The following is a 23,551-nucleotide window of genomic DNA, read 5'->3' on the forward strand; positions in this document are numbered from 1 at the left end:
GATCGTCTCGGCGTTGGTGTCGACGACGTCAGAAGGTCGCGTACGTCGCTCGCGCGATGAACAGCCCGTGCTGGTGCTTGCTGTCGACGCAGGTCATGCCGGCCTCCTCGCTGAGGCAGGAGAACGATGTGCCGTCCGGGCTCCAGCGCTTGCCGTACGCGAGCTTCGGCGCTCCGGGAACCCGGATCGTGTCGGAGTTGCAGATCGGCCTCGCCCCCGCCGCCGTCAGCTCGACCCGGCCGACGTCTGTCGCGCCGCCACCGCCGGGGCATGGCGTCGCTTTCGGGGCCGGGGCCCGCCCCGTGCCGACCTCACAGGCGACTGCGGCGCCGTTGTCGACGACGCCACAGAAGATGTTGTCGCTCGGGCTGACGACCGAGGTGGCAGCGGCATCCGACGCGGCAGCCTTCGACACCCGGGAGCTGGCCTCGGCGAAGTCGGCGGGGGCGCCGCGCAGCTTACCGACGCGCACCGGCGGTGGACCGCTCGGATCCAGCGACGGCGCCGTGACCGTCGGCACCGACGACGGGCCGGCCGGCGCCGCCGGGACAGCCGTAGGGCCGGGCGTCACGGTGGTGCCGTCGGAGTACACCGTCACGGTGGTCACGGGGGGCGCCGGTGACGTCGAGCCGCAGCCGGTGAGCAGAGCAAACCCCACCACGCCCACCGTCGCGGCCAAGCAGGTGCGGATGCGGGTCCGAGCGAGTGGGGCGTGGTCGATCATGGGCGCCGAGTCTGGCACGGATCCTGGGCCTGGTCGGATCTGGTCGGCTCTCGTCTGCTCTGGTCGGCACGGTGCAGGGCGTGGACCGCCGGTGACCTACCCTGAAGGGGTGCTGCGTGCCCTGTTCACCCCCCGTTGGCTGGGGTTTCTGGGTCTCGCCCTGCTCGCCGTCGCAGTCTGTGTGTTGCTCGGCCTCTGGCAGCTGGGCGTGGCGCGTGACGAGGGACTCAAGGATGCCGTTGCGGCTGCCGGAACGAGCTCTCCAGCAGCCCTGCCCGCCGTGCTCGCTCCGCATGCGCCCTTCACGCCCGAGCTGTCGAACCGGCCCGTCACGGCCAGGGGCACGTATGCCGTAGAGCGAGGTCTCGTCGTGGTCGACCGCCGACTGGGTGACCGGTCGGGCTCATGGGTGGTCACGCCACTCGTCACGTCCGAAGGAACGATTGCGGTGCTGCGCGGCTTCGTGCCCGGCAGCCCGACATCGCCGCAGGCAGCCCCGGGGGGCGTGGTCACCGTCGACGGCACGCTCGGGCCCGGAGAGTCTCCTCGGGCCGGGCCTGCCCTGCCCGGTGACCAGCGCCGCTCGATCGACCTGGCAGAGCTGGTCAACCAGTGGCCCGGTGCCCTCTACAACGCGGTGATCTTCGCGAGCAACGAGCAGGTCGGGGGCGCGGCAGTCGGCGCCGAGACGTCCCTCGACCGGGTGCCCCCACCGACGCTCGACGCCCCGCTCAATCTCAGGAACGCAGCGTATGCAGTGCAGTGGTGGGTCTTCGGGCTCTTCGCGATCTGGATGTGGTGGAAGATGTTTCGAGCAGAACAGCAGGGGGAGCCTGCCGTGGCAGCCCCCCGGGAAGAGGTCCCAGCGTGAGCACAACCCCGCCCCGCCCCGCCGGAGCGACCCAGATTCGGTCGGCGCTCAAGATCTACCGTGTGCTCGCTGTCGTGGCCGGCATCGCCCTGTTCGTGCTGCTGCTCGAGATGTTGATGAAGTACGTGCTCGAGCAGACCAACGTGCTGACCGAGTACTGGAGCCCGATCCACGGGCTGATCTATATGGGCTACGCGGCATCGGTGGCCAACCTCGGCATCAAGGCCTCGTGGGGCATGGGCCGCATCGTGCGCAACCTGCTCGCCGGGTTCGTGCCGGTGGTGCCGTGGGTCGCCGAACGGCGCAACACCGCCGACACCGAGGCGCTGTTGCAGCGGGCACAGTTCGCCTCCGGTCCCGACGCAACCCACGACGCCGCCCCCACCGCCGGCTGAGTCAGCCGCGGGGATCGGACCGTGGCGGGGTTGCGGGGCGTGGATGCCGGATCCGGCCGCGGGGATCGGACCGTGGCGGGGTTGCGGGGCGTGGATGCCGGGTCGGGCCGCGGGGATCGGACCGTGGCGGGCTTGCCGGGCGCGGATGCCGGATCCTGCCGCGGGGATCGGACCGTGGCGGGGCTGCGGGGCGTGCGGATGCCGGATCCTGCCGCCGGGATCGGACCGTGGCGGGTTTGCTGGGCGCGGATGCCGGATCCTGCCGCGGGGATCGGACCGTGGCGGGGCTGCCGGGCGCGGATGCCGGATGCGGCCGCGGGGATCGGACCGTGGCGGGGTTGCGGCGTGAGGATGCCGGCTGAGTCAGGCCGCGGGGATCGGACCGTGTCGGGGTTGCGGGGCTGCGGGGCTGCGGGGCGCGGATGCCGGATCCGGCCGCGGGGATCGGACTGTGGCGGGGTTGCGGGGCGCGGATGCCGGATCCGGCCGCGGGGATCGACAGCCGGCCGGCCGATAGGGTGGCCGCGTGAGCGACCCGCACCCGACCGACCTGCAGAGCCACCCCGTCCTCGTCGTCGACTTCGGCGCTCAGTACGCCCAGCTCATCGCCCGACGAGTGCGCGAGGCCCGGGTCTACAGCGAGGTCGTTCCCCATTCGACCCCGGTCGCCGACCTGCTGGCGCGCAACCCTGCCGCGATCATCCTGTCTGGGGGTCCGAGCTCGGTCTACGCCGATGGCGCCCCCGGCCTCGACCCCGCCCTGCTCGAGGCCGGAGTTCCGGTCTTCGGCATGTGCTACGGCTTCCAGGCCATGGCCCAGGCCCTCGGCGGCACCGTCGAGCAGACCGGTTCGCGCGAGTACGGCAACACGAGCGCGGCCATCACCGGCCTCGACTCGACCCTGTTCTCGGGCCAGCCGACCACCCAGGCGGTGTGGATGTCGCACGGTGACTCGGTGACGAGCGCGCCTCCCGGGGCCACGGTGACAGCCTCCACCCCGGGTACCCCCGTCGCCGCCATCGAAGACGATGAACGCCGGCTCTACGGCGTGCAGTGGCACCCCGAGGTGCTGCACAGCGAGCAGGGGCAGCGGGTGCTCGAGAACTTCCTCTGGAAGGGAGCCGGCATCGCTCCCGACTGGACGGCATCCAACGTCGTCGACGACCTCGTCAACACGGTCCGCGAGCAGGTCGGTGACGACCGGGTGCTCTGTGCCCTGTCGGGCGGTGTCGACTCTTCGGTGGCGGCCGCTCTCGTGCAGCGGGCGGTCGGTGACCAGCTGACCTGCGTGTTCGTCGACCACGGGCTATTGCGCGAGGGCGAGGCCGAGCAGGTCGAGAACGACTTCGTGGCGGCGACCGGGGTCGACCTCGTCGTCGTCGACGCCCGCGAACAGTTCCTCACCGCGCTGGCCGGAGTGACCGACCCCGAGCAGAAGCGCAAGATCATCGGCGCCCAGTTCATCCGGGTGTTCGAGCAGGCGGCGCGCGACGTCGTGGCCGACCGTGGTGATGAGCAGCATCCGGTCAAGTGGCTGGTGCAGGGCACGCTCTACCCCGACGTGGTCGAGTCGGGTGGCGGCGAGGGTGCGGCCAACATCAAGAGCCACCACAACGTCGGCGGGCTGCCCAACGACCTGCAGTTCCAGCTCATCGAGCCGCTGCGCACCCTGTTCAAGGACGAGGTTCGCCACGTCGGCCTCGAGCTCGGGGTGCCCGAGGTCATCGTCTGGCGTCAGCCCTTTCCCGGCCCCGGGCTAGGCATCCGCATCATTGGTGCCGTCACGGCTGAGCGTCTCGACCTGCTGCGACGGGCGGACGCGATCGCGCGTGACGAGCTGACCAAGGCCGGGCTCGACCGCGACATCTGGCAGTGCCCCGTCGTGCTGCTGGCCGACGTGCGCTCTGTGGGGGTACAGGGTGACGGCCGCACCTACGGCCACCCGGTCGTGCTGCGCCCCGTCGCGTCGGAGGACGCCATGACCGCCGACTGGGCCCGGGTGCCCTACGAAGTGCTGGCCGCGATCTCGACCCGCATCACCAACGAGGTCGAAGAGGTCAACCGCGTCGTGCTCGACGTGACGAGCAAGCCACCCGGCACCATCGAATGGGAGTGATGATGAGCACGAACCCGTTGAAGGTCGGCGTCATGGCCACGTCGTCGAAGCTCGACGAACGGCGGATCGCCCTGCATCCCGACCACCTGCGGCGCATCCCCGACGAGGCGCTCGCCTCGCTCTACCTCGAGACCGGGTTCGCCTCCGACTTCGGCATGACCGACGACGGCCTGCGCGAGGTGGTGGCCGGGGTGCTCGGCCGCGACGAGCTGATCGAGCGGTGCGACGTCATCGTGCAACCCAAGCCCGTGTTGAGCGAGGTGTCGCAGCTGCGCGACGGCCAGGTGCTGTGGGGTTGGCCGCACTGCGTGCAGGACACGGCCATGACCCAGGTGGCCATCGACAAGAAGCTGACGCTGATCGCCTTCGAGGCCATGAACCACTGGAGCAGCGACGACGCCTTCCAGCTGCACGTCTTCCACAAGAACAACGAGCTGGCCGGCTACTCCTCGGTGCTGCACGCCACGGCGCTGGCCGGCTCCACCGGCACCTACGGCCGGCGTCTGCGCGCCGCCGTGATCGGCTTCGGCGCAACGGCCCGAGGTGCCGTCACGGCCCTGAACGCGATCGGCGTCCATGACGTCGACGTGCTCACGCACCGAGACGTGGCGGCCGTGGCCGCCCCAATCCACTCCGCGACCATCGTCAACTTCGGGGCCGCCGACACCCGCACGAGCGTGAGCCATGTCGCGACCGAGGAGGGCGAGGTGCCGCTGGCCGAGTTTCTCGCCGACCACGACATCATCGTCAACTGCGTGCTGCAAGACCCTGAGCACCCGCTGATGTTCATCATGAACGACGATCTGGCGCTGGTGAACCCCGGCACCATCATCATCGACGTCTCGTGCGACGAGGGGATGGGTTTCGAGTGGGCCAAGCCCACGACCTTTCGCCGCCCCACCTTCGTGGTGGGCGACAACGTGCTCTACTACGCGGTCGACCACAGCCCGTCCTACTTCTGGAACTCGGCCACCTGGGAGAACAGCGAGGCGTTGCTCCCGTTCCTCGAAACGGTGATGGGCGGGCACGAGGCCTGGGCCGCCGACCCGACGATCCGACACGCCATCGAGATCCGTGACGGGGTCATCCAGAACCCGGCGATCCTTGCCTTCCAGCACCGCAGCGCCGACTACCCCCACCCCAGCACCTGACCCCTGGCTCGTCCGCCCGCGAGCCCCCCGACCGCGCGCCCGCCCGCGGGCACACCCGTCAGGGGAGACACGTCGCCGGACCGTCCCAGATGCCGGTGGTACGGCATCGCGCCAGTAGGGTGGAACGCATGTGTGGAATCGCCGGCTTTCACGGAATCACGGCCGACGAGGGGCTGACCGAACGCCTCGGGCGCTGCTCGTGCCATCCAGCCGTCGACGCGACGGCGTTCGCTCAGGGCAGCTCAGGTCTGACGGGAGTTAGCGCGGGACGCGTCGCAGAGCGATTTGAGATCGTGCTCGACGGCGAGGTCTACAACCGGGTGGTCCTGCGCAGCCAGCTCGCCCAGCTGGGGCACGAGTTCACGACCGGTGACGACTGGGAGGTGGCGCTGGCCGCCTTCATCGAGTGGGGCGCAGAGGGGTTCGACCGGCTGAACGGGCCGTTCGCCGTAGCCGTCCGCGACTGCGAGACCTCCTCCATCACGCTGGCCCGCGACCACTTCGGTATCCGGTCGCTCTATCTCGCCGCGTCGGGCCGGGGGTGGCTCTTCGCCTCGTCGATCACCCCGATCCTGCACAGCGGGCACCACGACCGCAGGCCCAACGACCGCATCATCTACCGCTATCTGCGTTTCGGGGTGAACGACGACGGCCGCGAGACCTTCTTCGACGGCATCGAACGGGTCGGAGCCGGTGAGGCGGTCACCATCACGGATGCCGGTGTGCACCGGCGCCCGTTCACTGCCTTGCGATCCGAGCTGAGCCACGCCACGTCGCAGCCACGCGACTACGACGCCTCGGTCGTGCGTGAGTTCCGTTCGCGTCTCACCGAGGCGGTGCGTGTCCGACTGCGGGCACCCGGCCCCGTGGCCATCGCCCTGTCCGGAGGGATCGACTCGGCGGCCATCACCGCCGTGGTCGACACCTTGGCGACCACGGGCGACTCGGGCAACTCGGTGACCAAAGCCGTTGGGGCACAGCTGAACACGTTCTCGGCCCTGTTTCCTGAGTCGCTCAACGACGAAGCGGAACACATCGATGCCGTGACCTCCTCCCTCGCATTCGGGGTCGCCCCGCACTCGGTGTCGCCGACCCCCACAGAGTTCAAGAACGACCTCACCGACTTCGTCCGCACCCAGGAGGAGCCGCTCGACTCCACGGGTCCCTACACGCAGTACCGCGTTCTGCGTGAGGCGGCTGAGGCCGGGGCCACCGCAGTGCTCGAAGGTCTGGGTGGCGACGAGACCCTGGCCGGTGACGGGGCCCACCATCTGGTGAACCTCCGCGAGCTTCGGCAGACGAGCTCGCTCGCTGCCGTCACCCAGCTGGCTCGGTCGGCCGACGTTCTTGCCCGTGGGGGCCGGTCGCGTCTGGGCGACCGCCTTCGCGGCCGAAAGGCGGTTCCCGTCACACAGCTGCTCGACCAGCAGTTCGTCGCTCGGCATCGTCACGAGGCGGTCTCTGCACCCCTGACCGATCTGCGTGAGCGGCTGCTCGACGACATCTTCGTCGGTTCGTTGCCCGCGAGGCTGCGCTACGACGACCGCAACGCGCGCCGCTTTGCCGTCACGACCCGGATGCCGTTGCTCGACAAAGACCTGGTTCGCTTCGACTTCGGCCTTGGCAGCGAGGCCCTGCTCAAGGACGGCGTCAGCAAGCGGGTGCTCCGTGACGCGGTGCGCGACCTGCTGCCCTCCTCCGTCGTCGGCCGCCGCGTCAAGGTCGGCCTCACGACCCCGCACGCGGAGTGGCTCCTGCGTCTGAAGAACCACATCTACGGGGTGTTCCTGTCTGAGCCATTCGCGAACCGGCCCTACTTCGACCAGAGCGAGGTGCTGCACACCTTCGAGGGGTGGATCAAGGGCGGCAGCCCGGCCGACTCCCTGACCATCTGGCGACTGCTCAACCTCGAGCTGTGGCTGCAGGAGTTCTTCGACGAGCCGGCGGATGCCGCACCTGCGCCCGAACACGTGAAGAGCGACTACGAGGCCAACGCCCGCAAGCAGCTCGACCTCACGCTGGGCGACGGAACCGTCGTTCGTCGCTACCCCTTGCGTACCGAGCTGTTCTCGCGCGAGGACGACCTTCAGGCCAGGACGCTGGCGCAGGTCGCCCGCTTCTTCGACGGTCTGCCCACGGCCGGCCCCGAGCATGCTGCGGCGACGAGCGGCTCGTGGCACCTGTTCATCTCGGAGAAGATCGTCGCCATCACGCAGGGACGCTCGTACTTCATCTGGGACATCAAGGTCGGGCGACCGGCTCGGTTGCTCAGCAAGCACGTCACCCGCACCCCCGCTGGTATCGGCTTGGGATCGCCCTTCACCATGCAGCTGGCCATCCAGGAGGCCGGCCTGCCGCGTGTGCTCTACGCCGCGGTCGGCGGGGGCGTAGCCCGGGCGTTCGGTCGCCGAGGTGCCTTCTACGAGCTGGTCGGTGGCGACATCCGAGCCATCGACGGGCCTACCGAGTACTCGGTCTACCCGGCCAACGTGTCGGCCAAGCTCGCCCCGAAAGACCCCGACGCCGTGGCCGCTGCGCTCTCGGCCGGCATCCGGGCCCTCGTGCCTGAGCCGTACCGCTCCACCTACGCCGGTACGGTCGTCATGGATGCCAACGACCTCGGCCGCAACGCCTTGGGGCAGGACGCCGCCGGCCCCAAGTCGCGCTACGAGGCGATGTTCGCCGACAACCCGCTTGGTCAGGGTTCAGAGCAGACGCCGATGGCGCTGGTCTTCGTGCAGCCTCCCGTCTAGAGCGACTCCACGCCGGCCGAGCAGCCACCGGTCGGTCGACCGCCACCGGCTCAGTGGAGCCCGTGGAAGACGTCGTGGCGGATCGGGTCGTCGGGGCCGGCGGCCGGGTCGATGAACCATTCCCGGCCGAACACGAGGTCGTAGAGGGGCCTGGGGATACGCAGGAAGGCGGCGAGGGTGCGGTCGGCACCACCGTCGGCACTGGCCTGGGAGGTGTGGGCGCGCATGGCGGCTCGCTTCGCGGCGATGTGCCGACTCACGTTGATCCGGTGGGTGATCTCGCCGCGGGCCGAGAAGGCGCGGTCGAAGCTCGACCGGTCGAACTCGGGCGGAAAGCGATAGACCTTGGCCGCGAGGTCTATCGCGCGGCAGATCGTGTCGCGTGGAACCGTCGCCTCGAGCAGCCTTGGTGTGCGGGCGATCTCGGCCGCACGCCTTCCCACCACGTGCACCTTCTTGTGGTCCTGGTGGCCGTAGCCGCCGTTGGGCTCGTAGCCGAGCAGCACGTCGACCTGTTCCTCGCGCAGGATGGCGGCCAAGCGCTGGGCCGCCTCCTCGGTGTCGACCCGTACGAAGCGGCTGCGACCAGGCGGGTCCGGCTCGAGGTCGGGCCCCAGCCCGCTGTCGGCGTAGCCGAGATGCTCGACTCGGGCCACGCCGAGCGCTTTCGCACTGCAGTGCAGCTCGCCCATCCGCCGACTGCCCAGGGTGCCGTCGCCGGTGTACTCCGCTGCGGCGAGGCCGAGCTCACCGTCGGTCGCGACGACGACGATGACGCGATGGCCCTCGGCGGCAGCGCGCGCCATGGTGCCCGACGTGAGCAGCGCCTCGTCGTCGGGGTGGGCGTGGAAGGCGAGCAGAGTGTGGGTCATCACCGCCATCTTGTCGCATGACAGAGTGATCCTCGTGAAGGTGGCGCTGATCTCCGACTGTTACCTGCCCCGGCTGGGCGGCATCGAGGTGCAGTCGCACGACCTCGCCCGCCAGCTCATCGCTCGAGGCCACGAGGTCGAGGTGTTCACGGCCACTCGCGGCGCAGACGCAGAGATGCACGGCGCCGTCACCGTGGTCGACGACGTGCCCGTGCACCGGCTCGCCGCCCGGATGCCGTGGGAGCTGCCGGTGAACCCCTTCGCCCCGCGCGAGCTGCGCCGCCGGCTGACGAGTGGAGGCTTCGACGTCGCGCACGTGCAGACCGGGGTGGTCTCGCCATTTGCCTGGGACGCCACCCGGGTGGCCGTGGGCATGCGACTGCCCACCGCGATGACCTGGCACTGCATGCTGGCGGGCGTGACGCCGGTCTTCGAGGTGGCCCGGTTCGTGCATCGGTGGGCGGCACGAGGCGTGGCGATGTCGGCGGTCTCGCAGGTGGCGGCCGAACCGCTGCGGCGGCTGGTCGGACCGGCCGCGACGGTGGGGGTGCTGCCCAACGGCATCGACGTGGCCCGGTGGTCGGTGGGGCCGGTCGCGCCCGAGCCAGGCCCGCTTCGGCTCGTAACGGCCATGCGTCTCGCGGCCCGCAAGCGGCCCGGGGCGCTGGTCGACCTCGTCGCTGAGGCCGAGCGCAGGTCTGGTCGTGGCTCTTTGTCGTTGACGATCCTGGGGGAGGGGCCAGACCGGCACAAGGTCGAGGCCTCTGTGCGCGACAAGGGCCTCGACTGGGTCACCCTGCCGGGAAGGGTCACGCGAGACGAGCTGCGCCAGCGGTACGCCGGCTCTGATGTCTACCTCTCACCCGCCCGTCTCGAGTCGTTCGGGATCGCCGCCTTGGAGGCCCGCACCGTCGGGCTACCGGTCATCGGCCGATCCGGCTCTGGAGTAGGCGAGTTCGTCACTCACGGTGTCAACGGACTCGTGGTTGACAGCGACTCGGCCATGGCTGCTGCGATCGCCCACCTGGCCGACCACCCCGACGACGTCTCCCGGATGCGGGCCTTCAACGTCGAGAACCCTCCCGATCAGCGCTGGGCGGCGGTCGTCGCTATCGCCGTGGGCGAGTACGAGCGGGCCATCGCCCTGGCGCGCCGATGAGAACCAACGTCGCGGCCGGAATCCGCGTGCTCGGCGTCACTGCCGCGGGCGATCGGGTCGTGACCATCGGCCTCGACCACGGCGAGCACCCCGAGGTGGTGCTCGGGAGGCTCGGCTGGTCTGTCGGTGCTCCCGAGGCCGCTGAGCTGGGGCCAGACGGCGCTCTCGAGCTCACCTACGCGGTGAGCCCGCTTGCCGGTCGTCCACCCTTGGCCCGGGCGGCCACGCGGCGCGACCCCGACATCGCCGACGAGGAGGTGGGTGAGCCACACCAGCGGGTGGGTGCCTACGCCGTGGTGCACGGTTCGCCGGGGGTGCTGCTGACGCAGTTCAACTCGCAGACCGCCATTCCGGGAAACTGGGGCCTGCCCGGGGGCGGCCTCGACCAGGGGGAGTCCCCGGTCGACGGTGTGCACCGCGAGGTGTGGGAGGAGACCGGCCAGCGCATCGTGCTGGGGCCTTTGGTCACGGTGCAGGCGCAGCACTGGGTGGGGCGTGCGCCTACCGGTGTGGTCGAGGACTTCCACGCGGTGCGCATCGTGTACCGGGCCACCTGCCCCGACCCGACCGAGATCGTGATCCACGACGTCGGTGGCACGACCTCGGCCGCACGGTGGGTGACACCCGACGAGCTGGGCGCCCTGTCGATGACGGCGTCATGGCGAGACCTGGCCGAGCTGACAGGCGGTTGAGGGGATGCGTTGGAACGGTGGGGTGCTCACGGGACTTCTGATCGGCGTGGTGTGGCTCGTCGTCGGTGTCGCACTGGTCGTGACGGGTCGTCGACGTCGAGCCGCCTCGGCGCAGGAGGGGGCAGGTGGCGCCGCAGTGATCGGCGTCTTCCTGCTCGCCGTCGGCGGCCTGACGCTGTTCGCCACCCTTCTGCTCGCCGTCGTACCCGGCCCCCCGTAGCCGGTCGTGGGTGTCAGTTCGCGATGTTGAAGCCGAAGCTGAGCACCGCTGGCACCGCCGGATCGGCCTCGAGCAGGGCGACCCGGCTCACGAGGCCGGTGTCGGGGTTCCACTGCAGCAGCCACACCCCGTCTGCCGTGGTGTTCGTGTAGAGAAGTTCCTGCTCTATCGAGTAGCCGACGACCTGGCAGCATCCCTTGCTTCGGGCGGGGGACTCGCCCATGACGAGCAGCCGGCGCTCGCTGGGGTCGTACAGCGTCACCGAGAGGATGCCCTGGGACGGGGCGACGCCGTCGCCGGCGTCCAGGCCGTCGGAGAGGAAGACCCCGGATGCTGCAGAGAGGTTCGTCGAGAAGGTCTGTCCGTTGGTCTGGGTCACCGGCGCGCTCACCGCTGTCGGGGTCTTCCTCAGACCCTCCAGCTCCCAGAACGTGACCGAGGGTGCGCCCGTGGGGTCGACACCGATGACGTTCTTGGCGCCGGTGTAGCCCTCGGGCAGCTTCTCTGCCGTGGGCGACGCGGCCGCCGTGTCGATCTGCCAGGCCCCGCCGTCACCACTGGCGACGACCTTGGTCCCGGCCCACCGCACCTGCTCGATGGTCTGGGAGGGTACCGAGTGGGTCTTCACGGTGCCAGTAGTCAGATCGAGGGTGATGATTCGACCCGGCTGGGCGAAGGCCACTCCGCGAAATGACAGAGAGCCGGTCGCCAACGGCACCGACCGGTTGCCATCGGTGTCGCGCACCCAGCCGAGACGCACGTCGGTAGTGACGAGACTGCCGTCGAGCAGGGCGAACACCGGTTGGAAGGTCGTCGCGTCGGCATAGCTCGGGGCGTCGACCGCCTCGATGAAGGCCGCGATCGGTGTCTCTCCCCGCCAGCTGGGGTCGTTGGCGATGACATCGGCCAGCTCTCGCCGGGTGGCAGTGGGGTCGATCTTCTCGAGCCGGTTCACCGGCGTGAACGACGCGGTCGGAAGGCCTCCCTCGGTGCCGAGGGGTGGTGCGACGACGTACCGGGTGCCGTCTGGGGCCAGCCGCCAGGCCGTCGCGGTTGCGGTCTGGCTGACGCTGGGCGCCGGGGTGGGGGGTGGAGTCGTGCGACCGGCGGCGAACGTTCCGGCCACGACGGCCACCACGGCGGCAGCCGCCACGCCCGCCACGGACGTGCGACGCCGGCGAGACCGACGGCGCTGGGCGCCGGCCCAGGATCGTTCGACGAGGTCGACCTCGCGCACATCGGCGCTGGCCGTTTCGAGCAGCTCGGTGATGTCGGGGTTCATGACGGGTCCTCCTGACGGAGCGCCGGCGCGAGGTGGGGTACCCGCTCTCGCAGGTTGGCCAACGCGGTGTGCGTCTGGCTCTTGACGGTGCCGACGGTCACGCCCAGCACGTCAGCGGTGTCGGCTTCGCTGCGGTCCTCGAAGAACCGCAGCACGAGCACGGCCCGTTGCTTGCGGGTCAGGCGGGCCAGGGCGGCGTCGAGGTCGACGCGGTCACCGACCCGATCACCCAGGGTGTCGTGCCCGCCGGGGTGAGCGGCATCCGGCTCGGGTGGCACGGCACGCAGGTGCTCGCGGCGGGTGCGCCGCCACGACGAGACGGCGTCGCGGTAGAGGATGCGGCGCACGTAGGCGTCGGGGGCGCCATGCTTGACGGTGTCCCAGCGCAGGGCCAGCTTCTCCAGGGCTTGCTGAAGCAGGTCTTCGGCTCGGTGGGCGTCTCCGCACACGAGGTAGGCCGCTCGGAGCAGCCGGTGCTGTCGGGCTCGCACGTAGTCGGCGAAATCGTCATCGATCGGTCTCATGCGTGCACCTCCCTTGTCACCCTCTGAACGCGACAGACCCCCTGCGGGGTTGGGGGCATCGTCGAGAAATCGAGAAATCGAGAAGAACGGGTCGCAGGGCTGTCAGCGGGTATAGACGGCTTCGCCGCCGATCACGGTCTGGAGCACCTGGGTGTCGCGCAGGTCGGCGGGGTCGACCGACCACAGGTCACGGTCGAGGCAGACGAGGTCGGCGAGCTGCCCCGGCACCAAACGGCCGACATCGGCGCGCCCCACCGCCTCGTGGGCGCCGACGGTGTGCGCGTGCATCGCCTCGTCGAGCGTGACACGCTCACTGGGCCGCCAACCCCCGGGCGGCACTCCACCCTCGCGCTGCCGCGTCACGGCAGCGTGGATGCCGTGGAAGGGGTTCGGCTCCTCCACGGGAGCATCCGACCCGAAGGCCAGTCGCACCCCCGCGTCGAGCAGCGTGCGGAACGCGTACGAGAGCAACGGCCGCTCATCGATGAGGCGGTCGACCATCTCGAAGTCGGCGGTGCAGTGACTCGGCTGCACCGACGCGATGACGTCGAGCGAGCGGAACCGGGCCACGTCGGAGGGCCGCAGGTGCTGGGCGTGCTCGATGCGCAGGATGCCGGTGTGCCCCTCGTCGCGCATCACGGCGAAGGCATCGAGCACCAGCCGGTTCGCCTCGTCACCGATGGCGTGCGTGCACACATCAAGGCCCGCCTCGAGGGCCAGCCGAGTGCGTTGCAGCAGAACGGGATACGGCATGGCGGCGATGCCGCAGCCCTCGTGCCCGATGAACGGTGCGGTCATGTGGGCCGTCTGCGAGCCCAGCGCGCCGTCGCTGAAGAACTTCACAGGCCCCACGCGGAAGCGGGCGTCGCCCTGACCCGAGCGCCGTCCCTGCGCGATCGCGAGCTCGAGGTCGTCGTCGCGGGTGCACTTGGTGACCCGCAGCCGCAATCGGCCGTCGGTGTGCATGGCCGCGTAGGCCGCCCGGCACTCCTCGCCGTCGATGTCGGTGATGCTCGTCAAGCCCAGGGAGAGAAGCCAGTCGTGGCATCGTTCGAGCCACGGGCGCAGGGGTTCGACCGGCCGGGGCACGGCGTCGAGCAGTTCCTGTGCCGACTCTCGCAGGATGCCGGTGGGCTCGCCATCGACGTCGCGAGCGATCTCGCCGCCGACCGGGTCGGGCGTGTCTCTGGTGATGCCGGCGCGTTGCAGGGCAAGGGAGTTAGCCCACACGGTGTGCCCGTCGACGCTGACGAGGGCTGCGCCCCGGTCAGGGACGACGCTGTCGAGGGAGTACCGGTCGGGCTGGGTCGCGACGTCCCACCGGTTGTGGTTCCAGCGGCCACTGATGACCCACGCGCCGTCGGGCAGCGAGACAGCGTGTATGCGCACCATTTCGAGACACTCGGCGAGCGAGCCGGCTTCGCGTAGGTCGACCGACGCCAGGGCGCGGGACTGCCACTCGGTGTGGATGTGGGCGTCGTGCAGCCCTGGTGTGACCACCTCACCGGGGAGGTCTACGGTCGTCGACGACTCCGCTTCCCGCGCCTCCGCGCCGACCGCCACCACGACACCGTCTTCGACCAGCAAGGCGTCTGTCCAAGGTAGCTCGGGTGACCCGGTCCAGATGCGACGGTGGCGCAACAGAGCCCGGGTCATGCGTTGGGTACCAGGATCAGCTTGCCGGTGGTCTGCCTGCCCTCCAGGGCCTCGTAGGCAGCGGCCGCGTCGGCGAAGGCGTATCGCCCGCCGACGTCGACCTTCAACGAGCCGTCGGCGACAGCACCGAGCACCTCGCCGGCCCGCCACTCGTACTCTTTTCGGTCAGCGACGTAGTGCACCAGCGTCGGCCGCGTCACGAACAGTGACCCTCCGGAGTTGAGCCGCTGGAGGTCGAACGGCGGCACCTGACCACTCGCGCCGCCGAAGAGCACCATCATGCCGCGCGGTCGCAGCGAGGCCAGCGAGGCGTCGAAGGTCGACCTGCCGACGCCGTCGTAGACCACGTCGACTCCCTGGGGGGCGACCTTCCGCACCGCCGCCGCGAGGTCGTCGACGTCGGCGTAGTCGATGAGGTGCTGGGCGCCGAGCCGCCCTGCGACCTCGAGCTTCTCGCTCGACCCGGCCGTGGCCACGACGGTGGCCCCCTTGGCCGTGATGAGCTGCACGAGCAGCTGTCCGACCCCGCCGGCCGCCGCGTGCACCAGGGCTATGTCGTCGCGCTGCACGGCGTACGTGCTGTTGACCAGGTAGTGCGCCGTCAGCCCCTGCAGCATCACCGACGCCGCGACCTCCAGGTCGAGCCCGTCAGGCACCGGAACCAGCGCGGCAACCGGCTTGTTGACGACGGTCGACTGGCTGCCGGTCGACTGGCACCACGCGACGCGGTCGCCGGTCTGGATGCCGACCACGCCGGCCCCGACGGCCACAACCGTGCCGGCTCCCTCCTCACCCAGCACGAAGGGGGTCGGCACCGGGTAGACGCCCTGGCGCTTGTACACGTCGATGAAGTTCACGCCAGCGGCCGCGACCTCGATCTGCACCTCGCCGTGCGCCGGTGCCGGCAGGTCATGGGTCTGCACGGCCAGCACGCTGCCGTCGCCGGGCTCGGTCACGAACACACTCGTCGCAGTGGTCATGGTCGCCACCCTATGACCGCCTCAGCCCTCGCCGGCCAGCCGGTCGAGCGCCTCCCCGTCGAGCCGGAACGTCGTCCACTCGCTCTGGGGAAGGGCACCTCGTGAGCGGTAGAACTCGATCGACGGGGTGTTCCAGTCGAGCACGGTCCACTCGAACCGCGGAAAACCCCGTTCGACGCAGATCTGCGCCAACCGCCCGAGCAGGGCGCGGCCGATCCCCGAGCCGCGCTGGTCGGCCTCGACGAAGAGGTCCTCCAGCCACATGCCCTGTTGCCCGGTCCACGTCGAGAACGTGGTGAACCACAGGGCCATGGCCACCACCTGCTCGTCCCGTTCGACCACGAGGCAGGATGCCGCCGGGCTGCCTTGCGCGGGGAAGAGGGCGTTCGCGAACTGCTCCGTCGTGGCGACGGCCGAGGCCGGCTCTCGCTCGTACTCGGCGAGGGCCTGCACGAGCCGGATCAGGTCAGGAACGTCGTCACGCCGGGCATCGCGGATCTCGAAGTCGGTCATCCGCTCATTGTGCCCAGAGTCACGGGCGCCGCGAGACGCGCCTGGGGGGCAGGTGGCCGCGGGGCCGGGCGGGGGCGGCATCCGGTGGGCAGACGACGGTACGAAAGTGACCACTCGACTGTGAGTTTGGCTGAGTGGTCACGGGTGTGCGTGGCTGGCCGGGCGTGTGGGTGGCGAGACGTAGGCTGGAGGCCATCATGAGCACGCTTTTTGACGACCTCCCGATCTCTGGGCCCCCGGGTCCCGACCACCCCTCCGGGGGTGGGTCGAGTGGACTCGACCCGTCGCGGGAGGCCCGGCGTGAGGTGACCGACCGGGGAGTTCCGACCTGGGCCGAGGCGGCAGCGGCCGGGGGAGTGGGCGCCGCGGGGCGGCATCCGGGCATGGATCCGACGCAGCTGCTGGAGGGGCTCAACCCCAGCCAGCGGGCCGCGGTCGTGCACGAGGGAGCCCCGCTGCTCATCGTGGCGGGCGCCGGGTCGGGCAAGACGCGCGTGCTCACCCACCGCATCGCCTGGCTGCTGGGCGAACGGGGGGTCCAACCCGGGCAGGTGCTGGCCATCACCTTCACCAACAAGGCGGCGGCCGAGATGCGCGAGCGGGTCGCGAACCTCGTCGGCCCCCGGGCCCGGGCCATGTGGGTGATGACCTTCCACTCGGCGTGCGTGCGCATCCTGCGGCGGGAGGCGGCCAAGGTGGGCATGAAGTCGACGTTCTCGATCTACGACGCCGCCGACAGCCAGCGGCTGATGGCGCTCGTGCTGCGCGACCTCGACCTCGACCCCAAGCGCTACCCGGCACGCGGCTTCACCCATCAGGTGAGCAACCTCAAGAACGAGCTCATCGACGAGGAGACCTACACCTCGAAGGTGGCCGAGGGCGACCACTACGAGCGCACGGTCGCGCAGGCCTATACGCAGTACCAGCGTCGGCTGCGCCAGGCCAACGCGCTCGACTTCGACGACATCATCATGATGACCGTCAACGTGCTGCAAGCCTTTCCCGACGTCGCCGAGTACTACCGCCGCCGGTTCCGTCACGTACTCGTCGACGAGTACCAAGACACCAACCAGGCTCAGTACCAGCTGATCCGCGAGCTGGTCGGGGCGGTGCCGACGGATGCGAGCCCCCAGGGCGCCTACGTCGTGCCGCCGGGCGAGCTGTGCGTGGTCGGTGACTCCGACCAGTCGATCTACGCCTTCCGTGGGGCGAGCATCCGCAACATCCTCGAGTTCGAGAACGACTACCCCGACGCCAAGACGATCCTGCTCGAGCAGAACTACCGCTCCACCCAGCGCATCCTCAGGGCGGCCAACGCGGTCATCAGCCGTAACGAAGGCCGGCGGGCGAAGAACCTCTGGACCGACTCCGGCGACGGCGCGATTATCACCGGATACGTCGCCGACAACGAGCACGACGAGGCGGCGTTCGTGGCCAAGGAGATCGACGACCTGGCCGAGCACGGCGTCAAGCCCGGCGACGTCGCCGTCTTCTACCGCACCAACGCCCAGAGCCGTGCCGTCGAGGAGGTGCTCGTGCGGGTCGGCCTGCCCTACAAGGTGGTCGGTGGCACGCGGTTCTACGAACGCCGTGAGGTCAAGGACGCGCTCGCGTACCTGCGCGTCATCTCCAACCCGACCGACACCGTCAACCTGCGCCGCATCCTCAACACCCCCAAGCGGGGGATCGGTGACCGGGCGCAGGCGTGCGTCGCCGCTCTGGCCGATCGCGAACGCATCCCGTTCGTCGCCGCGCTCGGCCGCGCCGAGGACGCCCCCGGTATCGCCACCCGATCTGTGGTGGCGATCAAGGGCTTCACGATGCTGCTCGAGAAGATCCGGGTGATCTACGAGACCGACGACAGCGTGGCCGCGCTGCTCGAGGCCACGCTCGAGCACAGCGGCTACCTCGACGAGCTGCGGGCCAGCCACGACCCTCAGGACGAGACGCGTGTCGAGAACCTCGCCGAGCTCGTCGCGGTCGCGCAGGAGTACGACGAGCGGCGCGCCACCGAGCTCGAGGAGTCGGGCGGTGAGCTGCCTCCGGGCGTGGAACCCGAAGACGTCGGGCCGGCCGGCGCGCTCGAGGAGTTTCTTGAGCAGGTCTCGCTCGTGGCCGACGCCGACGAGATCCCCGACTCTCCCGAGGGTGAGGCGGCGGCCGAGCAGGGCGTCGTCACGCTGATGACGTTGCACACGGCCAAGGGGCTCGAGTTCCCGGTTGTCTTCCTTACCGGGCTCGAAGACGGCACCTTTCCGCACCTGCGCTCCCTCGGTGACCCGAAGGAGCTGGAGGAGGAGCGTCGCCTGGCCTACGTCGGCATCACCCGCGCGCGCGAGCGGCTCTACCTCTCGCGGGCCTCGGTGCGTTCGGCGTGGGGCGCTCCGCAGTACAACCCGCCCTCGCGCTTCCTCGACGAGATCCCCGGCGACCTGGTCGACTGGCAACGGCTGGGCCCGTCGTTCAGCGGGGCCCGTGGCGCAGGCCAGCCGGCCGTCGCCACGCTGGCGGCTCGACCCGGGGTGCGCAGTCTCGGTAAGCGACCGATCCTGTCGTTGCGTTCCGGCGACAAGGTCAGCCACGACACCTTCGGCCTCGGCACGGTCGTGCGGGTCGAGGGCGAGGGTGAGAAGTCGATGGCCCACGTCGACTTCGGCGTCGACACCGGCACCAAACGGCTGCTGCTGCGCTACGCACCCCTGCTCAAGCTCTGACGGATGCCGCTCACCCTGACGGCGCGCAGGTGGGCCATGCCCCGTGACCGTCTCGGGGCCTCCCCGGCACACTGCTCGGGGAATCCGCCCTGATGCTGATCGGCCGCAGGCCTGTTCGCGCGGCTACCGCCTACTACTGGTTCGAGGGCAGCTGGTCGCTGCTGCACGCCCTCGCCTTCACCCTCGCCCTGCTCTACCAGGTTCAGGTGGCTGGGTTGACCCCGTTCCAGCTGATCCTCGTCGGGACCGTCATGGAGGCGACGTGCTTCCTGTTCGAGATTCCCACCGGGATCGTCGCCGACCTCTACTCCCGAAGGCTGTCCGCGCTCATCGGCGCGTTCGTCGTGGGCATCGGCATCCTGATCCAGGGGATCTGGCCCTCGTTCGGGCCGATCGTGCTGGCCACGGTGGTGTGGGGCATCGGCTACACCTTCGTGTCCGGCGCGGTCGACGCCTGGATCACCGACGAGGTCGGCGAGAACGCTATGCAACCGCTCTTCACCCGGTACCAGCAGCAGCATCTGGCGCTGACGGTCGTCGGAACCATTCTGGCCGGCGTCGTCGGGCAGGTGAACCTCCAGCTGCCGATGATCGTCGCCGGCGCCGGCTTCCTGGTGCTCGGCGTCGTGATGACGGTCGTCATGCCGGAGAACGGCTTTCACCCGGTCCCGAGGCCGGAGCGCGACACGTGGTCACACCTGCGGCGCACGTTGCTCACGGGCGTGGCCGCAGCGCGACGGCCTGGGGTGGTCCGCTCGTTCCTGGTCATCGCCGTGCTGACCGGCGTCTCGTCGGAGGTCTTCGACCGGCTCTGGACGGCGCGCGTGCTCGAGGCCTTCAGGTTGCCGACGGTCTTGGGGGTCGACGACCCCGCGATCTGGTTCACGGCGTTCGCTCTGATCGGCAGTCTGCTGGCCCTGCTCGCCAGCGTGCTCGCCAACCGCCTCGCCACCGAGCGGCTCAACGCGCTGCACCCGGCTGGGCTGCTCGCCACCCTGCTGCTGGTGCAGGTCGCGGGGATGGTGGGGTTCGCCTTATCCGGGTCGCTGTGGCCGGCCCTGGTCGCCCTGTGGGTCCGCGACTCCGCCCGGGCCATCGCCTACCCGGTGCAGGGGGCGTGGATCAACCGCAACGTCGAGTCGCGCACCCGGGCCACCACCCTGTCGCTGACCAGTCAGGCGGATGCCATCGGCCAGGTGGTCGGGGGCCCGCCGCTCGGAGCGCTCGCCACCCGAACCTCGATTCCCGTGGCCCTGCTCGTCTCGGCTGGGGTGCTGGCCCCTGCAGCCTTGGTCTACGCCCGACTACGGCCCAGTCCCGACGAAACCGACTGAGCAGCCGGCACTCTCGCTCTTGTGCAGCGAACGAACGTCAGAGCCGGATGCCGTGGTTGGCCAGCCACGGCATCGGCGGGACGGCTTCGCCACCACTGGGATGGATCTCGAGGTGCACGTGCGGGCCGGTCGAGTGACCGGTGTTGCCGCTGTAGGAGACGAGCTGCCCGGGTGCCACGGTCTGACCGACCGAGACGACGAGCCGGCTGTTGTGGGCCATGAACGACACGGTGCCGTCCCAGTACTGGATGCGCACGAGGTTGCCGAAGCCGGTGCTGTCCCAGCCGGCGAAGATGACGGTGCCGCTGGAGAGGGAGTGCACCCGGCTACCCACGGGCGTGGCGAGGTCTTGGGCCGGGTGCAGCTTGCCCCAGCGAAAGCCGTACCCCGACGTCAGGGTGTAGCTCGCCAGGGGAGAGACCCATCGATGGGCGGCCTTCACGGCGTTGTCTCTGGCGGCTTGGGCCTTGGCGGCCTTCTGCTTCTCCGCCTTCGCGGCCGCCCTGGCCTTCTCGTCGGCGCGGGCCCTTGCGGTAGCGGCCTCGACCGATGAGGGCCCGGACGTCGAGCCGGCTGTGTCGACGCCGGCCAGCGCTTCACGACTGGTGTCGCGCGAGGTACCGCCACCAGCACGGGCGGCGGTGGCGGCGGAGACGGCGTCGGGATCCGCCGGTAGGCCGACGGCGTCGACCGAGGTCGACGCGTTGCTCATGGCCCCGGCAGCAGCAGGGCCCAGCTCACCGGCCCGTGCTTCGCGGATGACGAGACCACCCGCAACGGTGGCGGAGAGCAGAGCAACGGGGACGACGTAACGTCGACCCCGTGGTGTCTGGGCTGCCGGCCGATGTCGACCGGTGTAGGTGGCGTTTCTCACGAAGTGATGACCTAACTGGGTTTGAGGGCAGGTTTCGACGATACCGTGATCGTTTCGTTATGCAAAAACGGGCCTTCGGGCGTTGCCCGACGTGCTGAGCGGCATCCGGGCGCATCGACAGCGTCAGGTGGCGGGCCCTTTCACCGTAGGTGCTCTGGGGACAGCCCTGTGCTCGCTCTCCACAGGGGCGGGAAGCCTGCCGTCAGAGGCTCGTCGACGTGCGAGCTGCCGAGCGACGACGCAGGCCCAAGGCGCTGACCCCGGGCGTGACCGTGGCGCCGGACGCGTCGATGTGCGCCAGTGCAGCCGAGATGCCGTGCACGACGGAGCTCGTGATCGGCAGGCTCATGTGGCCCACTCCGTGCAGCGAGATGTTGTGCACGTTGAGGCTCTCGTGTCGCAGGGCGGCATTGCTTCCCGGTATGACGACCTGGTCAAGATCGGAGCTGTAGGCGATGAAACGGGTCTTGCAGTCGCGTACCGGCCCGGCCAGCTCGGCGTAGAGGGCGCTGCCGGGCCGCAGCTGCCGGGTCAGGGAGTTGTTCCAGAGATAGGCGAGGTAGCTGCCCTGGTGCGGTGTGCCCAACGTGACGAGCGTGTGCACGTGCTCGTCACCACCGAGCCGGGTCACGTAGTACCGGGCGATCAGGCCGCCCATCGAGTGGCCGATCACGTGGATCCGTTCGTAGCCGGTCTCCTCGACGACCCGCTCGACCTCCTCGCTGAGCTGGGCGGCCGCGACGCGAATGTCACCGGTGAAGATCGAGTAGTTGATCGTCTCGATGCGACCGAAACCGCGCTTCTTCAGGCCGCGCCGCAGCACGGTGAAGATCGATCGGTTGTCGACCATGCCGTGCACGAGCAGGATCGGTGTGTGCGCTGCCTCGACGTCGTGGATGGCCAGGCCTCGCTGGGAGGGCGGCAGGTGGTCGAGGGCGTAGCCGTCGCGGTGGTCTCGCGCCCGCGACCCGAGCAGGCCCAAGGGGTACAGGCCGAGGTGCAGGCCCATCCACGTCGCCTCGAGGGCCGCGCCGGCCAGACCCGTCGGGGTGAGCAGGGCCTTGGCGGCTCCTCCCGCGATACCCAGCAGCCCGCGACCCGGCCCGTCGTCAGCCTCGGGCGGGACGTTCTGGAGCGGCATCCTCGCCCCTCGTGCTGCCATGACCACCCGTGGACGGTACCCCGAGACCGAGCCGCCGGTCAGGTCAACGCCCGCCGCGTGTCGCGACCGTGACCCGCCGGGCGCCACCGGACTCCGGGGGACCCCGCCGGACCCGGCCGGCCCCCCCGACGACCTCTGATGGACGCCGCTGGGCCCGAACGGCGGCGGTCCCGGTGGCGTCACAGGCAGGCGGTGGCACTAGAGTCCGTTGCGCAGCCTGTTCGACCGCGGCGTCGCCTGCGAAACGGCTGGGACCGACCGCCCGTGAGCAATCTCGGCGCGGACAGAGCCCCGGGTCACCGCTTCGGCGCGGTCGAAACCACCTTTCGACGATGAGGACGGACCCCCGTGGATCTCTTCGAGTACCAAGCGCGCGACATGTTCGAGAAGCACGGCGTGCCGGTTCTGGCCGGCGCCATCGCCACCACCCCCGAGCAGGCCCGCGCGGCCGCCGAGAAGATCGGGGCGGGATCGGGCGGCGTCACGGTCGTCAAGGCCCAGGTCAAGGTGGGCGGACGCGGCAAGGCGGGTGGCGTCAAGGTCACCAAGAGCCCCGACGAGGCCGAACAGGCCGCGAAGGCCATTCTCGGGATGGACATCAAGGGCCACACCGTCGGCACCGTGATGATCGCCGAGGGCGCGCGCATCGCCGAGGAGTACTACTTCTCCATCCTGCTCGACCGCTCGAACCGCAGCTACCTGTCCATGTGTTCCAAGGAGGGTGGCGTCGAGATCGAGCAGCTCGCCGTGGAACGGCCCGAGGCCCTGGCTCGCATCGCCATCGACCCGAACACCGGGGTCGACGACGCCAAGGCGAAGGAGATCGCCGACGCTGCCGGGTTCGACGACGCCGACAAACCCGCCCTCATCGAGGCGTTCAAGGCGCTGTGGACCGTCTACCGCGACGAGGACGCCACGCTCGTCGAGGTGAACCCCCTCGTCAAGACCGAGGACGGCAAGATCATCGCCCTCGACGGCAAGGTGACCCTGGACGCGAACGCCGACTTCCGGCACGCCGACCACGAAGCCCTGGAGGACACGGCGGCAGCCGACCCGCTGGAGGCGGCGGCGAAGGCGAAGGGCCTCAACTACGTCAAGCTCGACGGCTCGGTGGGCATCATCGGCAACGGAGCGGGCCTGGTGATGAGCACCCTCGACGTGGTGGCCTACGCCGGAGAGGACCTGCGGGGTTCAGCGGACGGGTTCGTCGCCAAGCCCGCCAACTTCCTCGACATCGGTGGCGGCGCCAGCGCAGAGGTGATGGCCAACGGTCTGCACATCATCCTCGGCGACGAGCAGGTCAAGAGCGTGTTCGTCAACGTCTTCGGGGGCATCACCTCCTGCGACGCCGTGGCCACCGGCATCGTGGGCGCGCTCGACGCCCTCGGTGACGAGGCGACCAAGCCCCTGGTCGTGCGCCTTGACGGCAACAACGTCGAGGAGGGACGCCGCATCCTCGCCGAGCGAGCTCACCCGCTCGTCACCATCGAAGCCACCATGGACGGCGCCGCGCGCCGTGCCGCCGAACTCGCCGCCGCGGCGAGCTGACCCGAGCCTCA

The 23,551-nt window shown here is 70.0% G+C and carries 20 protein-coding genes; 11 read left to right on the forward strand and 9 right to left on the reverse strand.

The features are described 5' to 3' along the window. Window positions 1-28: 28 nt before the first annotated feature. Entirely contained in the window at window positions 29-724 is a 696-nt protein-coding gene (locus BA895_RS24055) for a hypothetical protein (RefSeq protein WP_070193607.1), read from the reverse strand. A gap of 91 nt (window positions 725-815) precedes the next feature. On the opposite strand from BA895_RS24055, the gene BA895_RS19815 reads away from it, so the two are divergent. From BA895_RS19815 to BA895_RS19835, 5 genes are all read left to right on the forward strand, one after another. Continuing rightward, window positions 816-1,595: an SURF1 family protein gene (locus BA895_RS19815; protein ID WP_070193608.1), complete on the forward strand. Its 780-nt coding sequence runs from the start codon at window positions 816-818 to the stop codon at window positions 1,593-1,595. Next, window positions 1,592-1,990, forward strand: coding sequence for a DUF3817 domain-containing protein (locus BA895_RS19820; protein ID WP_070193609.1), 399 nt, complete (start codon window positions 1,592-1,594; stop codon window positions 1,988-1,990). The genes BA895_RS19815 and BA895_RS19820 overlap by 4 nt, the downstream gene beginning before the upstream one ends. A 526-nt stretch (window positions 1,991-2,516) precedes the next feature. Beyond that, a complete protein-coding gene (gene guaA / locus BA895_RS19825) occupies window positions 2,517-4,106 on the forward strand; it encodes a glutamine-hydrolyzing GMP synthase (RefSeq protein ID WP_070193610.1) in 1,590 nt (529 codons plus the stop codon). After that, entirely contained in the window at window positions 4,106-5,257 is a 1,152-nt protein-coding gene (locus tag BA895_RS19830; RefSeq protein ID WP_139142802.1) for a N(5)-(carboxyethyl)ornithine synthase, read from the forward strand. The genes guaA and BA895_RS19830 overlap by 1 nt, the downstream gene beginning before the upstream one ends. A gap of 128 nt (window positions 5,258-5,385) precedes the next feature. Continuing rightward, on the forward strand, window positions 5,386-8,010 hold the full coding sequence (locus tag BA895_RS19835) for an asparagine synthetase B (RefSeq protein WP_070193611.1): 2,625 nt from the start codon (window positions 5,386-5,388) through the stop codon (window positions 8,008-8,010). A 50-nt stretch (window positions 8,011-8,060) separates the two neighbouring features. On the opposite strand, the gene BA895_RS19840 is transcribed toward BA895_RS19835, so the two are convergent. After that, window positions 8,061-8,882 carry a PIG-L deacetylase family protein gene (locus BA895_RS19840; RefSeq protein ID WP_083283601.1) on the reverse strand — a complete coding sequence of 274 codons (822 nt, stop codon included), beginning with the start codon at window positions 8,880-8,882 and terminating at the stop codon, window positions 8,061-8,063. A gap of 34 nt (window positions 8,883-8,916) precedes the next feature. Here BA895_RS19840 and BA895_RS19845 point away from each other — a divergent pair, with 34 nt between their 5' ends. Genes BA895_RS19845 through BA895_RS19855 form a run of 3 tightly spaced genes read left to right on the forward strand, consistent with a single transcriptional unit; the run spans window position 8,917 to window position 10,953 of the window. Next, complete coding sequence (locus BA895_RS19845; protein ID WP_070193690.1) at window positions 8,917-10,041, forward strand: glycosyltransferase; 1,125 nt, start codon at window positions 8,917-8,919, stop codon at window positions 10,039-10,041. Beyond that, window positions 10,038-10,733, forward strand: a complete 696-nt coding sequence (locus tag BA895_RS19850) for an NUDIX hydrolase (protein ID WP_070193613.1) — start codon at window positions 10,038-10,040, stop codon at window positions 10,731-10,733. Before BA895_RS19845 ends, BA895_RS19850 begins: the two co-directional genes overlap by 4 nt. A 22-nt stretch (window positions 10,734-10,755) precedes the next feature. Next, window positions 10,756-10,953 (forward strand): hypothetical protein, encoded by a 198-nt coding sequence (locus tag BA895_RS19855; protein WP_254666578.1) that lies wholly within the window; start codon window positions 10,756-10,758, stop codon window positions 10,951-10,953. 13 nt (window positions 10,954-10,966) lie between these two features. On the opposite strand, the gene BA895_RS19860 is transcribed toward BA895_RS19855, so the two are convergent. The 5 genes from BA895_RS19860 to BA895_RS19880 form a co-directional block, all read right to left on the reverse strand. Further along, window positions 10,967-12,235 (reverse strand): hypothetical protein, encoded by a 1,269-nt coding sequence (locus BA895_RS19860; RefSeq protein ID WP_070193615.1) that lies wholly within the window; start codon window positions 12,233-12,235, stop codon window positions 10,967-10,969. Then, window positions 12,232-12,759 (reverse strand): SigE family RNA polymerase sigma factor, encoded by a 528-nt coding sequence (locus BA895_RS19865; protein WP_070193616.1) that lies wholly within the window; start codon window positions 12,757-12,759, stop codon window positions 12,232-12,234. The genes BA895_RS19860 and BA895_RS19865 overlap by 4 nt, the downstream gene beginning before the upstream one ends. Before the next feature lie 102 nt (window positions 12,760-12,861). Further along, window positions 12,862-14,415, reverse strand: coding sequence for an amidohydrolase (locus tag BA895_RS19870; RefSeq protein ID WP_070193617.1), 1,554 nt, complete (start codon window positions 14,413-14,415; stop codon window positions 12,862-12,864). Continuing rightward, the gene (locus BA895_RS19875) at window positions 14,412-15,395 is read right to left on the reverse strand and encodes a quinone oxidoreductase (RefSeq protein ID WP_070193691.1); all 984 of its coding nucleotides are present in this window, start codon (window positions 15,393-15,395) and stop codon (window positions 14,412-14,414) included. The genes BA895_RS19870 and BA895_RS19875 overlap by 4 nt, the downstream gene beginning before the upstream one ends. A gap of 21 nt (window positions 15,396-15,416) precedes the next feature. Further along, on the reverse strand, window positions 15,417-15,908 hold the full coding sequence (locus BA895_RS19880; RefSeq protein ID WP_070193618.1) for a GNAT family N-acetyltransferase: 492 nt from the start codon (window positions 15,906-15,908) through the stop codon (window positions 15,417-15,419). Between the two features lie 197 nt (window positions 15,909-16,105). Between BA895_RS19880 and pcrA the strand changes: the two genes are divergently transcribed. After that, complete coding sequence (gene pcrA / locus BA895_RS19885; RefSeq protein WP_070193619.1) at window positions 16,106-18,622, forward strand: DNA helicase PcrA; 2,517 nt, start codon at window positions 16,106-16,108, stop codon at window positions 18,620-18,622. Window positions 18,623-18,714: 92 nt separating this feature from the next. Continuing rightward, the gene (locus BA895_RS19890) at window positions 18,715-19,956 is read left to right on the forward strand and encodes an MFS transporter (protein ID WP_083283587.1); all 1,242 of its coding nucleotides are present in this window, start codon (window positions 18,715-18,717) and stop codon (window positions 19,954-19,956) included. Window positions 19,957-19,993: 37 nt separating this feature from the next. Here the strand turns inward: BA895_RS19890 and BA895_RS19895 are convergent, their stop codons facing one another. Both BA895_RS19895 and BA895_RS19900 read right to left on the reverse strand, forming a co-directional pair. Further along, on the reverse strand, window positions 19,994-20,830 hold the full coding sequence (locus BA895_RS19895; protein ID WP_070193621.1) for a M23 family metallopeptidase: 837 nt from the start codon (window positions 20,828-20,830) through the stop codon (window positions 19,994-19,996). Window positions 20,831-21,032: 202 nt separating this feature from the next. Then, the gene (locus BA895_RS19900; RefSeq protein WP_254666579.1) at window positions 21,033-21,971 is read right to left on the reverse strand and encodes a triacylglycerol lipase; all 939 of its coding nucleotides are present in this window, start codon (window positions 21,969-21,971) and stop codon (window positions 21,033-21,035) included. A 369-nt stretch (window positions 21,972-22,340) separates the two neighbouring features. On the opposite strand from BA895_RS19900, the gene sucC reads away from it, so the two are divergent. Next, window positions 22,341-23,540 (forward strand): ADP-forming succinate--CoA ligase subunit beta, encoded by a 1,200-nt coding sequence (sucC, locus tag BA895_RS19905; RefSeq protein WP_070193623.1) that lies wholly within the window; start codon window positions 22,341-22,343, stop codon window positions 23,538-23,540. Window positions 23,541-23,551: the final 11 nt, after the last annotated feature.

The sequence above is a fragment of the Humibacillus sp. DSM 29435 genome (assembly GCF_001758225.1).
In the GTDB taxonomy this organism is placed as follows: domain Bacteria; phylum Actinomycetota; class Actinomycetes; order Actinomycetales; family Dermatophilaceae; genus DSM-29435.